General features: G+C 69.8%; 16 protein-coding genes and 1 pseudogene. 1 reads left to right on the top strand and 16 read right to left on the bottom strand.

What is annotated here, in order from left to right; translation table 11 throughout:
• Nucleotides 1-44 precede the first annotated feature (44 nt).
• From trpA to GSI01S_RS05095, 16 genes are all read right to left on the bottom strand, one after another.
• Complete coding sequence (gene trpA / locus GSI01S_RS05170) at nucleotides 45-848, bottom strand: tryptophan synthase subunit alpha (RefSeq protein WP_006895391.1); 804 nt, start codon at nucleotides 846-848, stop codon at nucleotides 45-47.
• On the bottom strand, nucleotides 845-2152 hold the full coding sequence (trpB, locus tag GSI01S_RS05165; RefSeq protein ID WP_260868701.1) for a tryptophan synthase subunit beta: 1308 nt from the start codon (nucleotides 2150-2152) through the stop codon (nucleotides 845-847). Before trpB ends, trpA begins: the two co-directional genes overlap by 4 nt.
• A gap of 138 nt (nucleotides 2153-2290) precedes the next feature.
• On the bottom strand, nucleotides 2291-3109 hold the full coding sequence (gene trpC / locus GSI01S_RS05160) for an indole-3-glycerol phosphate synthase TrpC (protein ID WP_006895389.1): 819 nt from the start codon (nucleotides 3107-3109) through the stop codon (nucleotides 2291-2293).
• Nucleotides 3110-3225: 116 nt separating this feature from the next.
• Nucleotides 3226-3957: a TIGR02234 family membrane protein gene (locus GSI01S_RS05155; RefSeq protein ID WP_006895387.1), complete on the bottom strand. Its 732-nt coding sequence runs from the start codon at nucleotides 3955-3957 to the stop codon at nucleotides 3226-3228.
• Nucleotides 3954-5516 (bottom strand): anthranilate synthase component I, encoded by a 1563-nt coding sequence (locus GSI01S_RS05150; protein ID WP_085950740.1) that lies wholly within the window; start codon nucleotides 5514-5516, stop codon nucleotides 3954-3956. Before GSI01S_RS05150 ends, GSI01S_RS05155 begins: the two co-directional genes overlap by 4 nt.
• 8 nt (nucleotides 5517-5524) lie before the next feature.
• Nucleotides 5525-5704 carry a tautomerase family protein gene (locus GSI01S_RS05145; RefSeq protein WP_006895384.1) on the bottom strand — a complete coding sequence of 60 codons (180 nt, stop codon included), beginning with the start codon at nucleotides 5702-5704 and terminating at the stop codon, nucleotides 5525-5527.
• Between the two features lie 4 nt (nucleotides 5705-5708).
• Entirely contained in the window at nucleotides 5709-6089 is a 381-nt protein-coding gene (gene hisI, locus GSI01S_RS05140) for a phosphoribosyl-AMP cyclohydrolase (protein WP_006895382.1), read from the bottom strand.
• 40 nt (nucleotides 6090-6129) lie between these two features.
• On the bottom strand, nucleotides 6130-6903 hold the full coding sequence (gene hisF, locus GSI01S_RS05135) for an imidazole glycerol phosphate synthase subunit HisF (protein ID WP_006895381.1): 774 nt from the start codon (nucleotides 6901-6903) through the stop codon (nucleotides 6130-6132).
• Nucleotides 6900-7772 carry an inositol monophosphatase family protein gene (locus GSI01S_RS05130; RefSeq protein WP_006895380.1) on the bottom strand — a complete coding sequence of 291 codons (873 nt, stop codon included), beginning with the start codon at nucleotides 7770-7772 and terminating at the stop codon, nucleotides 6900-6902. The genes hisF and GSI01S_RS05130 overlap by 4 nt, the downstream gene beginning before the upstream one ends.
• A 7-nt stretch (nucleotides 7773-7779) precedes the next feature.
• Nucleotides 7780-8529 (bottom strand): bifunctional 1-(5-phosphoribosyl)-5-((5-phosphoribosylamino)methylideneamino)imidazole-4-carboxamide isomerase/phosphoribosylanthranilate isomerase PriA, encoded by a 750-nt coding sequence (gene priA / locus GSI01S_RS05125; protein WP_006895379.1) that lies wholly within the window; start codon nucleotides 8527-8529, stop codon nucleotides 7780-7782.
• A gap of 144 nt (nucleotides 8530-8673) precedes the next feature.
• Nucleotides 8674-8949, bottom strand: a complete 276-nt coding sequence (locus tag GSI01S_RS05120; RefSeq protein WP_006895378.1) for a hypothetical protein — start codon at nucleotides 8947-8949, stop codon at nucleotides 8674-8676.
• Nucleotides 8950-9591 carry an imidazole glycerol phosphate synthase subunit HisH gene (gene hisH / locus GSI01S_RS05115; protein WP_006895377.1) on the bottom strand — a complete coding sequence of 214 codons (642 nt, stop codon included), beginning with the start codon at nucleotides 9589-9591 and terminating at the stop codon, nucleotides 8950-8952.
• On the bottom strand, nucleotides 9588-10232 hold the full coding sequence (gene hisB, locus GSI01S_RS05110; RefSeq protein WP_006895376.1) for an imidazoleglycerol-phosphate dehydratase HisB: 645 nt from the start codon (nucleotides 10230-10232) through the stop codon (nucleotides 9588-9590). Before hisB ends, hisH begins: the two co-directional genes overlap by 4 nt.
• 5 nt (nucleotides 10233-10237) lie before the next feature.
• Entirely contained in the window at nucleotides 10238-11359 is a 1122-nt protein-coding gene (locus GSI01S_RS05105) for a histidinol-phosphate transaminase (protein ID WP_006895375.1), read from the bottom strand.
• Nucleotides 11356-12678 (bottom strand): histidinol dehydrogenase, encoded by a 1323-nt coding sequence (gene hisD, locus GSI01S_RS05100; protein WP_006895374.1) that lies wholly within the window; start codon nucleotides 12676-12678, stop codon nucleotides 11356-11358. The genes GSI01S_RS05105 and hisD overlap by 4 nt, the downstream gene beginning before the upstream one ends.
• A 115-nt stretch (nucleotides 12679-12793) precedes the next feature.
• Nucleotides 12794-13294: a GNAT family N-acetyltransferase gene (locus GSI01S_RS05095; RefSeq protein WP_039867015.1), complete on the bottom strand. Its 501-nt coding sequence runs from the start codon at nucleotides 13292-13294 to the stop codon at nucleotides 12794-12796.
• 426 nt (nucleotides 13295-13720) lie between these two features.
• Between GSI01S_RS05095 and GSI01S_RS05090 the strand changes: the two are divergent.
• Nucleotides 13721-14967: pseudogene (locus GSI01S_RS05090) on the top strand (HNH endonuclease signature motif containing protein); the annotation flags it as partial.

Raw genomic sequence — 14967 nt, 5'->3', positions numbered from 1 at the left:
TGTGACCGCCTGGGCTCGACGCCCGTGGACGCGCTCCGAGTCGGTCAGCTTCGGGCGCGGCGGACGCCCGCGGCCAGATCCGACACCACTGCGGCGACGGCGTCCTGGCCCTTCTCCACGGCCGCGACGATGGCCGAGCCGACGATCACGCCGTCGGCGTAGGCCCCGATCTCCGCTGCCTGATCGCCGTCGCGGACGCCGAGTCCGACACCGATCGGGATGTCGGAGTACTCGCGGACCCGCGCGCACAGTTCGGGCGCCGCATTGGAGACCGTGTCGCGTGCGCCGGTGACGCCCATGGTCGAGGCCGCGTAGACGAAGCCGCGGCAGTTGTCGAGCGTCATCGCCAGACGCTCGGGAGTGGACGACGGCGCCACCAGGTAGATCCGGTCGAGATCGTGTGCGTCCGACGCCGCGTGCCATTCGGCCCCCTCGTCGGGGATGAGGTTCGGCGTGATCAGTCCGACGCCGCCCGCAGCGGCGAGATCGCGGGCGAAGGCGTCGACGCCGTACTTGAGGACCAGGTTCCAGTAGGTCATGACCACGGGCTGTGCGCCGGCCGAGGCGACGGTCTCGGCGGCGGCGAAGACGTCGCGGACACGGCAGCCGTTCTCCAGTGCCTTCTGTGCCGCCTGCGCGACGGTCGGGCCGTCCATGACCGGGTCGGAGTACGGGATGCCGATCTCCACGATGTCGCATCCGGCCTCGACCATGGTCCGCAACGTCGTCAACGAGTCGGCCACGGTCGGGTAGCCGACCGGCGTGTAGCCGATCAGCGCCGGACGGTTGTCCGCCTTGCACGCCGCGAACGTGGCTCCCAGCCGGGAGTCGGGGGCGGGCTTGCTCATCGAGCGTTCTCCTTTGCGGCTGCGGCGAGGCGGGCGGCGTACTCGGTCTCCGACGGCGGCTTCTCGAAGAGATCGAACCAGCGGGCCGCTGTCTCCACGTCCTTGTCGCCGCGGCCCGAGAGGCTCACGATGATGACCGCGCCTTCACCGAGTTCCCGGCCGAGGCGGAGAGCACCGGCGACGGCGTGGGCAGACTCGATGGCCGGGATGATGCCCTCTTTGCGCGAGAGCAGTGCGAGCGCCTCCATGGCCTCATCGTCGTTGATCGGCCGGTACTCGGCCCGTCCGATCTGCTGCAGATGCGCGTGCTCCGGACCGACGCCGGGGTAGTCGAGTCCCGCCGAGATGGAGTGGGACTCGATGGTCTGCCCGTCCTCGTCCTGCAGGAGGTACGAGTAGGCGCCCTGGAAGGCGCCGGGAGATCCGCCCGCGAAGGTCGCGGCGTGCCGTCCGGTCTCGACGCCGTCGCCGCCGGCCTCGAATCCGACCATGCGGACGCCCTCGTCGTCGATGAACGGATGGAACATGCCGATCGCGTTCGATCCACCGCCGACGCAGGCGGTGACCGCGTCGGGCAGGCGCCCGATCTTCTCAAGGATCTGCACCCGCGACTCCAGGCCGATGATCCGCTGGAGGTCGCGGACGATCATCGGGAACGGATGCGGGCCGGCGGCCGTGCCGAAGCAGTAGTACGTGGTGTCGGCATTGGTCACCCAGTCGCGCAAGGCCTCGTTGATCGCGTCCTTCAGCGTCGCCGAACCGGTCTCGACGGCGACCACGGTGGCGCCGAGAAGACGCATGCGGGCGACGTTGAGTCCCTGCCGCTCGGTGTCGACGCGTCCCATGTAGACCAGGCATTCCAGGCCGAGCAGGGCGCAGGCCGTCGCTGTCGCCACTCCGTGCTGGCCGGCGCCGGTCTCGGCGATGACGCGGGTCTTGCCCATCTTCTTCGCCAGGAGCGCCTGGCCGAGGACGTTGTTGATCTTGTGCGAGCCGGTGTGGTTCAGATCCTCCCGCTTGAGGAACAGACGTGCGCCGCCCGCGTCCTCACGCAGCCGCTCGGCCTCGTACAGCGGTGACGGACGACCGGTGTAGTCGCGTTGCAGCCGGTCGAGTTCGTTGAGGAAGTCGGTGTCGACGCGCAGCTTCTCGTAGGTCGCGGTGACCTCCTCGATCACCGCCATCAGCGCCTCGGGGACGTGGCGTCCGCCGAAGTCGCCCCAGTGGCCTCGATCGTCGGGGCCGATCGGGTGGACGTCGGAGACGCCGTCGCTGGCCTTGGGGAACGCCGTGCCAGTCGACATGCGCTGGGCGGCTTCGGGATTGTCTGTCACGTCTTCAGTATCCTCATCGTTCGATCCCGGCGGCAACTGGATTTACCGCTCGCCCCGAGCCCCGCCGAGAACAGCGGGGGCGGGGTCGTCAGTGCTGTTCGCCGGCCGTCAGCGCGACGGTTTGGGGCACGACGGGTGCGAGCCCGCCGTCACCAGGTCGGCCACCGCGAGCCGCGGATCGCCACTGGTCACGACGCCTTCGCCGACCAGGATCGCGTCAGCGCCGGCCCCTGCGTAAGCCAGCAGGTCCGCGGGCCCGCGCACGCCGGACTCGGCCACCTTGATGGTGCTCGACGGGAGCCCGGGGGCGATGCGCGCGAAGCAGTCGCGGTCCACTTCCAGAGTCTTCAGGTTGCGGGCGTTGACGCCGACGACCTTGGCCCCGGCCTCCAGCGCGCGGTCGGCCTCCTCCTCGGTGTGCACCTCGACGAGGGCCGTCATGCCCAGCGACTCCGTGCGGTCGAGGAGCGAGGCGAGGACCTGCTGCTCCAAGGCGGCGACGATCAGCAGGATGACGTCCGCTCCGTGTGCGCGCGCCTCGTGGATCTGATACGGCCCGACGATGAAGTCCTTGCGGAGGATCGGGATGTCGATCGCCGCACGCACCGCGTCGAGGTCGGCGAGCGACCCGCCGAAGCGGCGTTCCTCGGTGAGGACGCTGACGATGCGAGCGCCGCCGTCCTCGTACGCCTTCGCCAGATCGGCCGGGTCGGGGATGTTCGCGAGCCGGCCCTTGGAGGGACTCGACCGCTTCACTTCGGCGATGACCGCGATATCGGTCTGACTCAGCGCCGCCATCGCATCTCGCGGCGCCGGCGCCGCTGCCGCGGCCTTCTTGACTGCGGCGAGATCGAGGACCGATTCGCGCGCGGCGACGTCAGCCTTGACTCCCTCGATGATCGAATCGAGCACTGACTGGTTGCTCACGACTATCGGCCCCTTTCACTGCGTGCATCAAGAGTAAGCACCACCGCGGGAGACCGGGAGGCTGGGGTCGCTTCACCCGTGATCCACGTCGCGAACAGGCCCGCGACCGCCGGTCCTCAGCGGGTGGGACCGGCGTCGTCGGCGGAGTGATCCGCCGGGTCGTCGGTGGGGTCGATCCCCTCGTCGAGCGAGTCCCACAGCAATCGCTCGTTGGGCGCGGGAGCGGCTGGTTCGCCCGCTGCCGCGGCCCGCTCGCGCTCGGTGAAGATCTGCCGTTCGAGTTCGTCGCGGCGGGCGGCGGGCGCCGAGTACTTCGACGACATGCCGCCCTGGTTGGCCGTTCGGGCCATCGCAACCGCGCCGAGCACCGCACAGATCGCCGAGGCGATCACCAGGTACCCGGGGGTGGACTCGGTGGGAATGCCGTCCACCACGGCTCGCGCCGGGACGTCGACCATCTGCACGATGTAGAGATTGTCCTCGCCCTCGGTGAGCAGGGAGATGGCCGGAATGACGGCGACGCCGCCGCCGATCGCCACCAGGATCGCGACGATGCGCAGGGCCCAGCCGCGCAACGCGAACTGCGCGATGACGGCGGCGGCCATCGCGATCGCCACCGGTGTGAGCCACGGACTCCAGTCCGAGCCGTGCACCGTGAACTCGCGGGCCGGTCCCAGATCCGGTGCCACGAGGATCGTGGCCCACTGCATCCGGGACGCAGCCCAGAGGCCGAGTGCGGCCAGCAGGATCAGCACCGAGGCGATCGCCTGCCACCGCCGGTTGACGGGCCGCGCAGCCGTGGCCGGCTCCTCGGGGGTCTGCTGCTCGGGGGTCTGCGGATTGCTCATGGGGTCTCCTCCCCCGCCACCGGGCGCATGGTGCCGGCGGCGGCTACTGCGGCGAGCACCGCCGACGCCTTGTTGCGCGCCTCGTTGAACTCGTACTTGGCGTCGCTGTCGGCGACGACTCCGCCGCCGGCCTGGACGTAGGCAGTGCGGCCGGACATCAGTGCCGTCCGGATCGCGATCGCGGTGTCGGCGTTGCCTGCGAAATCGAGATATCCGACGACGCCCCCGTACAGTCCGCGGCGGGTGATCTCGTTGGCCTCGATCAATTCCATCGCCCGGACCTTCGGTGCCCCGGTGAGGGTTCCCGCCGGGAAGCAGGCGGTCACCGCATCGAGCGCCTGCTTGTCGTCGCGAAGAGTTCCGGAGACCGTGGACACCAGGTGCATCACGTGGCTGTAGCGCTCCACTCGGCGGTAGTCCGTGACGCGGACAGTGCCCGGCTCGCATACCCGGCCCAGATCGTTGCGGCCCAGGTCGACCAGCATCAGATGCTCGGAGTTCTCCTTCTCGTCCTCGAGCAGGCCCTTCGCGAGCAACTGGTCCTCCGCCTCGGTGGCACCGCGCCAGCGCGTGCCCGCGATCGGGTGTGTGGTGGCCACCCGATCGGTGACGGTGACCAGTGCCTCGGGCGAGGATCCGACGATCGTGAACGGCTCCCGGTCGACGCCCGGCATCCGAAGCAGGTACATGTACGGGCTCGGATTCGACGCGCGCAGGACGCGGTACACGTCGAGCGGATCGGCGTCGGTGTCGATCTCGAAGCGCATCGACGGCACCACCTGGAACGCCTCACCCGCCTCGATCTGTCCGACCAGACCCTCGACGATCTCGCGGTAGTCGTCCAGCGTGCGCTGCGAGCGGTAGTCGGGCGCGGGCCTGTCGAAGGTCGAGACGGTGGAGGGAGCCGGGGCGGCCAGCGCCCGGGTCATCGCATCCAGCCGCGCGACGGCGTCGTGGTAGGCCTCTTCGGCGCGCTCGTCGCTGCCGTCCCAGTTCACGGCGTTCGCGATCAGGGTGATCGTGCCCTCGTGGTGGTCGAAGGCGGCGAGATCGGCCACCAGCAGCCAGAACATGTCGGGGAGCCGCAGGTCGTCGACCGTCTGTTCCGGAAGCCGCTCCAGGCGGCGCACGAAGTCGTAGGCCATGAAGCCGACGAAGCCGCCGGTCAGCGGCGGCATCCCGTCGAGCGGATCGGTCTGCAGCAGCCGCAACGACTCGTCGAGCGCCGCAACCGGATCGCCGCCCACCGGAGCTCCCGCGGGGACGTCGCCCCACCAGTGCGCCTGCCCGTCGGCGACGGTCAGGGCCGAACGGGTGCCCGCGCCGATGAACGACCAGCGCGACCACGAGGCGCCGTTCGGCGCGGATTCGAGCAGGAAGGTGCCTTCGCGGAGACCGCCGCCGGCCCCCGGCTCGGCTGCCAGCTTCCGGAACGCCGACAGCGGTGTCTCGGAGTCGGCGAGGACCTTGCGGGTCACCGGGACCACTCGGTGGTCGCGCGCCAGATCGAGGAAGGTGGCGAGCGGGGTCGTGCTCGCGGAGTTGTCTGCGGTGCTCATCGTGCCCGTCACCCCAGCGGCTCTCCGCCGACGCCCCAGTGCTGGCGCGGCACTTCGGTGATCGTCACCCACACCGAGTCGGGATTCTTGCCCGTCGCTTTGGCGTACGCCTCGGTGACCGCGGCGATCGTCTCGCGCTTCACGCGGTCGGAGAGACCCGGCGTCTGGGATATCTGAATCAGCGGCATCGCGTCACCGTTCCTGGTCGTCGGTTCGCGCGGGTTCGGCAGGCACCCCGAACTCCAGCGGCTCGGTGTCGAAGCAACTGTGATTGCCGGTATGGCAGGCCGCACCCGTCTGGTCGACGGTCAGCAGCAGGGTGTCGCCGTCGCAGTCGATCCGGATGTCGTGGACGTACTGGGTGTGCCCGCTGGTCTCGCCCTTGACCCAGTACTCCCCGCGGGACCGCGAGTAGTAGGTGGCCTTGCGGGTCGCGAGCGTCCGCTCCAGGGCTTCGTCGTCCATCCAGGCCATCATCAAGACGATGCCGGTGGACCGTTCCTGCGCGATCGCGGCGAACAGACCGTCGTCGTTTCGCTTCAACGTGGCTGCGAGCTCTGCGGGCAGCGCCATGATTCTCCCTCTTCTCGAACGTGTGCGGCCGGTGACGGTCTCAGCGCACCACGATGTGCTCGGCGCGCATCGCGTCCTTGACTTCGCCGATCGTCATGTCGCCGAAATGGAACACCGAAGCGGCCAGAACGGCGTCCGCGCCGGCTTCGACAGCCGGTGCGAAGTCGGCGACCTCGCCCGCACCGCCGCTGGCGATGATGGGGATGGTGACCGCGTCGCGCACGGCCCGGATCATCGCGATGTCGAATCCGGCCTTGGTGCCGTCGGCGTCCATCGAGTTCAGCAGGATCTCACCGACGCCGAGTTCCTGCCCGCGGCGAGCCCATTCGACGGCGTCGATGCCGGTGCCCCGGCGACCGCCGTGAGTGGTGACCTCCCAACCAGACGGCGTCGCCTCGCCGCCCTCGGGCACCGTCCGCGCGTCCACCGACAGCACGATGCACTGAGAACCGAACCTCCGGCTCATCTCGCTCAGCACGTCGGGCCGTGCGATGGCGGCCGTGTTGACGCTCACCTTGTCGGCGCCCGCGCGCAGCATGGTGTCGACGTCGTCGACGGTGCGGATGCCGCCGCCGACGGTCAGCGGGATGAAGATCGCGTCGGCGGTGCGCCGCACCACGTCGAGCATGGTGCCGCGGCCCGCACTGGACGCCGTGACGTCGAGGAAGGTCAACTCGTCGGCGCCCTCGGCGTCGTAGCGCTCCGCGAGTTCCACCGGGTCCCCGGCATCACGCAGATTCTCGAAATTGACGCCCTTCACCACTCGCCCGTCGTCGACGTCCAGACACGGGATGACGCGGACTGCCACGCTCACGGGTGAGTCTCCTTGCTGTTGGTTCGTTCTCGACTGCCGAGGTCCCGGTCGGCGAACTGATCCGGCATCGCCTCGCCGATCACCTCGAGCAATTGTCCATGAAGCAGGCGATTGCCCGCGACGAGCGACGTGGACTGGACGGTCCACGGGTCGCCCGCGAGGTCGGTCACGACGCCTCCCGCGGCGCGCATCAGCGCCGCGCCGGCCGCGTTGTCCCACGCCTTCGCGCTGAACGACACCGCGCCGCCGAACACGCCGGCCGCCGCATACGCGATGTCGGTGCCGGTGGAGCCGGTCATCCGCAGCCGGCCGGCACGGTAGCTGAGGCGGCGCTGCAACTCAGCGCGCCCGGCGCCCGGGACCTCGCCGCGCGCTCGCGCGTTGAACGACCCGAAGCCGATGACGGCCGATTCCAGCGGGCTGTCGGGCACGGGCTCGGCCGCCTCCCCGTCGATGATCAGCGGACCGCCGATATGACCGGCGAAGCGCTGGCCGACCAGCGGGAGTCGGGTGAGCCCGAGCACCGGCACACCGTCGACGGCGAGCGCCAGCAGCATCGCGGCGATCGGCATCCCCACCGAATAGTTGAAGGTCCCGTCGATCGGATCGAGAATCCACATCGCGCCGTCGTCGGGGGCCGGGCCGCCGAACTCCTCGCCGTGGACCTCGATGCCCGTCCGTCGCTCGAGCTTCTCGGCGATGCTGCGCTCCAGCGCGAGATCGACGTCGGTGGCGAAGTCGCCACGGCCCTTCGCGTGCGTGCCCGGCGAGCCCAGCCCGTCGACGAACAGCCCGGTGACCTCGTCGAGCACCGATTCCCCGGCAGCCAGCAGCTGCGGGTAGTCGCGTGCGTCGACGGCATCGGTCACGGCCGGTTCACCGGCTCCCGGCGCCCGCGACGGCGTCGAGCGCCTCGCGCAGTGTGAAGCGGCCCGCGTACAGGGCCTTGCCAACGATGGCGCCCTCCACGCCCAGCGCGGTCAGCTCGGCGATCGCGAGCAGGTCGTCGATCTGCGAGATGCCGCCCGAGGCCACGACGGGCGAGTCGGTGGCGCGGGCCACCTGTTCCAGCAGTTCCAGATTGGGTCCGCTCAGCGTGCCGTCCTTGCTGACGTCGGTGACGACGTACCGCGCACAACCGTCGTTGTTCAGGCGCTCCAGGGTCTCCCACAGGTCGCCGCCCTCGGTGACCCAGCCGCGGCCGCGCACCGTGTACGAGGAGCCGTTGCGCGTCACGTCGAGTCCCACGGCGATCTTGTCTCCGTACTCGGCGATCGCGCGTGCGCACCAGGCGGGGTTCTCGATGGCGGCGGTGCCGAGATTGACCCGCGTGCACCCGGTCGCCAGCGCGGCGGCGAGCGAGGCGTCGTCGCGGATGCCGCCGGACAGCTCCACCTTCACGTCCACTGCGGCGGCCACCTGGGCGAGCAGCTCACGGTTGTCGCCGCGGCCGAACGCCGCGTCGAGATCTACGAGATGCAGCCACTGGGCGCCGTCCCGCTGCCAGGCCAGCGCAGCGTCGCGCGGTGAGCCGTAGGAGGTCTCCGATCCGGCCTCGCCCTTGACCAGGCGAACCGCCTGACCGTCGACCACGTCGACGGCCGGGAGGAGTTCGAGGATGCCCATCAGTTCAGTTTCGCTTTCGGTGTGTACGGTGCCGGCCGCACGTTGTCGTGTCGCGGGGTCGACATGTTTGTGGGGGTGCTGTGGAGGCGCCGTGTCGCGGGTGTCCGGGCGCGAGCGTCCACCGTCCGGTGCCGCCGGAGCCGGTCACTTCTCCTGTGTTCGCCTGCGTTCCAATTCCGCCCGGCGGGCATCGATCTCCCGCTGCACGCCGGCCAGCATCCGGCGCGAGACGAGGGCGATCGCGACCACCATCAGCACGATGGCGGCGAGGGCGACGCACAGCGCGGCGGTCGGGTACGGTCGCGCCAGCGACAGCACGATCGGCAGCATCACCGCGAGCACCAGCACGCCCGCACCGAGCGAATAGAACACCAGTCTCGCGAACGAGAACTGCTGTGCCGCTTCGCTTGTCTCTTTCACTTACGCGATCCCCCCGATCCAGTTCCGCAGCAGCTCGGCGCCGACGTCACCGGACTTCTCGGGATGGAACTGCGTGGCCGAGAGCGGACCGTTCTCGACCGCGGACAGGAACCGTCCACCGTGCTCGGACCAGGTGAGTTTCGGCGTCTGTATCGGCGAACCCGCCGAATCCATCTCCCACGTCTGCGCGGCGTAGGAGTGAACGAAGTAGAAGCGTGCGTCGTCGTCGATACCGTCGAAGAGCACCGAGTCGTCCGGTGCGTCGACGGTGTTCCAGCCCATGTGCGGGAGCACCTCCGCCGGCAGTCTGGTCACCGAACCCGGCCACTCGCCGCAGCCCTGCGTGTCGACGCCGAACTCGACGCCGTGACTGAACAGGATCTGCATCCCCACGCAGATTCCGAGCACCGGCCGCCCGCCCGCCAGCCGGCGTCCGATGATCCGATCGCCCCGGACCGCCTTCAACCCGGCCATGCAGGCCGCGAACGCACCGACGCCGGGCACCACCAGTCCGTCGGCACCGATCGCGGTCTCGAAGTCGGACGTGATCTCGACCTGCGCTCCGGCTCGCTCCAGCGCTCGCTGCGCCGAGCGCAGGTTGCCCGAACCGTAGTCGAGGAGCGCGACGCGCGGTGAACTCACAGGGCGCCCTTCGTCGACGGGATGCCCGAGGTCCGCGGATCCGGTTCGACGGCCTCGCGCAGTGCTCGCGCGACGGCCTTGAACTCGGCCTCGGTGATGTGGTGCTGGTCGCGGCCGTACAGCACGCGGACGTGCAGGGCAATGCGGGCGTTGAGCGCGATCGATTCGAACGCATGACGGTTGAGGACGGTCGCGTACGACACGACCGGCTTGTCGCCGCCGGAATAGCCGCCGATCACGGCGGTCAGCATGTGATCGGGTTCGCCGGTGTGCACGCAGTACGGTCGGCCCGAGACGTCCACGATGGCCTGGGCGAGCGTCTCATCCATCGGGATCCAGGCGTCGCCGAACCGGCGGATGCCCCTCTTGTCGCCGAGAGCCTGCCCGATGGCCTGTCCCAGCACGATGCAGGTGTCCTCCACCGTGTGGTGCGCCTCGATCTCGATGTCGCCCTTCGCGTGCACGGTGAGGTCGAAGCTGCCATGCGCACCGAACGCGGTGAGCATGTGGTCGAAGAACGGCACCGAGGTGTCGATGTCGGTCCTGCCGGTGCCGTCGAGGTTGATCTCGACGGTGATCGACGACTCGCGCGTGGTGCGCTCGACGCGGGCGATCCGGGGTTCGTGCTGCGCTGTTGTCACTGCTGCTACTGCTGCTTTCGGTCGGTATCGGCCAGTTCCGCGCTGACGGCCAGGAAGGCGTCGTTCTCGGCTGGTAGTCCAATGGTCGCACGCAGGTGCCCGGGGATGCCGACATCCCTGATCAGGACACCGCGGTCGAGGTAGCGCTGCCAGGTGGCGGGAGCGTCCGCGAACTCGCCGAAGAGGATGAAGTTCGCATCCGACGGCGTCACCGCGTATCCCATACCCGTGAGCGCGGCGGCCACGCGGTCGCGTTCGGCGGCGATCGCGGCGACCGCACCGAGCGTTTCCGACGAGTGCTGCAGGGCCGCCCGCGCGGCGGCCTGCGTCAGCACCGACAGGTGGTACGGCAAGCGCACCAGAAGCAGCGCCTCGATCATGGCCGGCGCCGCGGCCAGATAGCCGAGCCGGCCGCCCGCGAAGGCGAACGCCTTGCTCATGGTCCGCGACACGATCAGCTTGCTGCCGAACTCGTCGATCAGCGAGACCGCGCTCGGCTGCGACGAGAACTCGCCGTAGGCCTCGTCGACGATCACGATGCCGGGGGCCGCGTCGAGGAGACGCCGCAGATCGGCGATCGCGACGCTCCCGCCGGTCGGATTGTTCGGCGAGGTCACGAAGACGATGTCGGGCCGGTGCTCGGCGATCGCTGCGACGGCCTGCTCCACGTCCAGAGAGAAGTCGTCCGCGCGATGAGCGGGGACCCACTGCGTCTGCGTGCCGTCGGCGATGATCGGGTGCATCGAGTACGACGGCACGAAGCCCATCGCCGTGCGCCCGGGCCCACCGAAGGCCTGCAGGATCTGCTGGAGGATCTCGTTGGAGCCGTTGGCCGCCCACACGTTGTCGACCGACAGTTCCACGCCCGTGGCCGCGCTGAGGTACGCGGCGAGGTCCGAACGCAGGCCCACCGCATCCCGATCCGGGTATCGGTGCAGATCCTCGGCCGCGGCGGCGACCGCCTTCGCGACGTCGTCGATCAGCGCACGACTCGGCGGGTGCGGGTTCTCGTTGGTGTTCAGCACCACCGGAACCTGAAGCTGCGGTGCTCCGTACGGCGACTTCCCGCGCAGCGAGTCGCGCAACGGGAGGTCGGCGAGACCCACGGACCGGCCCGGACCGGTCACCGTGCTCCCCCGAACCTGGCCTGGACCGCCTCGCCGTGCGCGGGAAGGTCTTCGGCGTTCGCCAGCGTCACGACGCGGTCGGCGATCTCCGCGAGCGCGTCGCGGTCGTAGTCGATCACATGCACTCCGCGCAGGAACGTCTGCACCGACAGGCCGGAGGCGTACTTGGCCGAGCCGGACGTCGGCAGAACGTGGTTGGAGCCCGCGCTGTAATCACCGAGGCTCACCGGCGAATAAGTACCGACGAAGATCGCGCCGGCGCTGGTCACTCTGTCGGCCACGGCCTGCGCGTCACGCGTCTGGATCTCCAGGTGCTCGGCCGCGTACGCGTCGACGACAGCCAGCCCGGCGTCGATGTCGTCCACCAGGACCACCCCGGATTGCGGACCGGCCAGCGCGGTCTTGACGCGCTCGGAGTGCTTCGTGGCCGACGCCGCGAGTTCCACGGCCTCGTCGACCGCATCGGCGAGCGCCTCGCTGTCGGTGACGAGCACCGCCGCCGCGAGGACGTCGTGCTCGGCCTGGCTGATGAGATCGGAGGCGACGACCGCGGGATCGGCGGAGTCGTCGGCCAGAATCGCGATCTCGGTGGGACCGGCCTCGGAGTCGATGCCGACCACGCCGCGCACGAGGCGCTTGGCCGCGGTGACGTAGATGTTGCCGGGACCGGTGATGAGATCGACCGGGTCCAGGACGCGGCCGTCGGTGTCGTCACCGCCGTAGGCCAGAAGCGCGATGCCCTGCGCACCGCCGACGGCCCACACCTCGTCGACCCCGAGCAGGGCGCACGCGGCGAGGATGGTCGGGTGCGGCCATCCGCCGAAGTCGGCCTGGGCGGGAGACGCGACGACGAGTGAGCCGACACCCGCCTCCTGAGCCGGGACCACGTTCATGATCACGCTGGACGGGTAGACGGCGTTGCCTCCGGGAACGTACAGACCCACGCGACGCACCGGGATCCACTTCTCGGCGACGGTTCCGCCGGGCACCACCTGGGTGACCGAGGTCTGGCGTCGCTGGTCTGCGTGCACCAGGCGAGCGCGACGGATCGACTCCTCCAGGGCATCGGCGACCGCGCCGTCGAGGTCGGCCCGCGCCTTGGCGATCACCTCCGCCGGGACGCGGACTGACGCCGGGCGGACCCTGTCGAACTTCTCGGTGTAGTCGAGGGCCGCGGTGGCACCATGCTCAGCGACCGCTTCGACGACGGGAGTGACCGTGGGCAGCACGGCGTTGACGTCGGTTCCGCCGCGCGGCAGCGCACGACGCAGTTGGCTCAGCGTCGGGGTGCTGCCTCGCAGGTCGGTTCGGGTGAGCATGTGTTCTCCGCTCCGCTTTCGAGGACTTGAGGGCACTGTCCAGGATATGCGGTCGATGCAAACCGTTTGCGCACCGGCCTCGGAGCCGAAGGCGACTGAACACTCCGCATGCGATTCAGGCCCGTTCGGCGGTCGACCTTCTCGTCGGGCCCGGCCGCCGCGCGGGGTCGCGCCGCATCGGCACGTGCGGAATCCCGTCCTCGACGAACTCCGGTCCGTCGGGGACGTATCCCCACCGTGAATACAGGCCCGCGAGGTGGGCCTGAGCGTCGAGAACACTCGGGCGGTCGGCGATGTAGGCGACGGCCCGATCCAGGAGGGCCCGCATCAACCCGGTGCCTCGGAGTTCGGGCCGCACGCAGGCCCGGCCGATCCGGTGCCGGGTCTCGCCGTCGGGAAGTGGGTCCAGCAGCACGCGCACAGTGGCGACCGGACTTCCGTCCACGGGGTCCGCGCACCAGAGGTGGAGAGTGGTGGGCTCCACATCCCGGCCGTCCAACTCGTGGTAGGCGCAGTCCTGTTCGACGACGAAGACCTCCTCGCGCAGTCGCAGCAGACCGTAGAACGTGATCGGGTCCAGTTCGGAGGCGGTCGAGGCGTACACGGTCGGCGTCATTCCACCGATGATGCCCGAACGTACGGACATCTAGGCTCGACCCATGACGAAGACGGCCCCCGGTGACGACTCGGTGGATGCGTATCTCGCTGCTGTCACGGACCAGCGGCGGCGGGACGACGCCCGGCTCGTGGTCCGACTGTTTCGGGAGGTGACCGGTACCGAGCCGGTGATGTGGGGGTCGATGGTCGGTTTCGGCCGCCACCGCTATCAGACCGCGGACGGACGGTCGCACGAGACTTTCGCGGTCGGTCTCGCGGCCCGGCGACAGGCGCCACTGTTCGCCCCGATAGCGCTCGTCCATGGGCTGCCCGACAGGTCTGCGGCTTCTCTCACAGTTCTTGTCGGAGGTCGGCGGTATGATTCGAACATAGAAGCACAGCAGGAGTGTTCTCGGACACTGTTCAGGTGGAGGGGGTGGGTTCGATGGTCACGTCGGAGGTGCTGCTGCCGGACGACCCGGCCGCCCTCGCCCGCCTGTTGGAGGCTGCGGCGACCAAGTTCGCGTCCCTACCGCTGTCCGCGGTGACCGAAGACGCCCTGTTGGAAACCGTCGAGACCCTCGAGCGCACGCATCGTCGTCTCGACGGTGTCGACGCCGCAGTGCTGGTGGAGGTCTCCGACCGCAGCGCCTACCGCAAAGCCGGATACCTGTCGGTGCATCAGTATTTGGCGCAGGGGTTGCGGCTCGGTGACGGTGCCGCCCGACGCCGACGCGTCAGTGCCGCCGGCATCGGACGATTCACCGAACTGCAAGGACAGACCCGCGAACCGATACTGCCGGCGACTGCGGTCGCGGTGGGCGAGGGTGCGATCGGTGCCGACCACGTCCGCGAGATCGACGCCGTCATGGACAAGATTCCCACCGCGATCGACGCGCAGACCCGGGCACGGGCTGAGGCGCAGTTGGCGTGGGTCGCCCGTGAGTTGAGTCCGGCCGGTGTCCGCACCGCCGGCATCCGACTGCTCGCGCACCTGGATCCGGACGGAACCGTCACCGACGAACGCGACCGCAAACGCCTGCGCGGCTTCACGATCCTGCCCCAGGATCTGCGGCTGATGAGCAAAGTCCGCGGCTACCTCACCCCGGCGTTGCGCGCGGAAATGGAGGCGGCACTGCCGTCGTGGGCGGCACCGGGGATGAACAACCCCGACGACCCCGACTCCCCATCCGGGACCGTCGAATCGGCCGACCCGGCCGCCCTGGCGGCGGCGGTGGAGCGTGATACTCGCACGCCGGGGCAGCGCACCCATGACGGTCTGCAAGCGCTGCTGCGCGCCTCCCGCACTGGTGCTGGGGGTGGTCGGCGGTCGGGTGATCTGGTCATCACCATCACCGACCACGAGTTGGCCGAGCGCGCCGGGATCGCGTTGACCGCGACCGGGACCCGGCTGCCGGTCGCGGAGTTGATCGAAGTCGCCGCCACCGCAACCCCGCACCTGGCCGTCTTCTCCGCCCACACCGGACAAGCCCTCTACCTCGGACGAGGACGCCGGCTCGCGTCGCGGGCACAGCGGTTGATGCTCTTCGCCCGCGACCGCGGCTGCACCGCCCCCGGCTGCGACGCCCCGTTCACCCGCACCCAAGCCCATCACTTCCCCGACTGGGCCGACGGCGGCCCACCGACATCGACCACCTCGGCGCCGCATGCGGACGCCACAATCGCTCCGTC

It is taken from the genome of Gordonia sihwensis NBRC 108236 (assembly GCF_000333035.1).
In the GTDB taxonomy this organism is placed as follows: domain Bacteria; phylum Actinomycetota; class Actinomycetes; order Mycobacteriales; family Mycobacteriaceae; genus Gordonia; species Gordonia sihwensis.
This window is presented reverse-complemented; position numbering and strand designations above follow the sequence as displayed.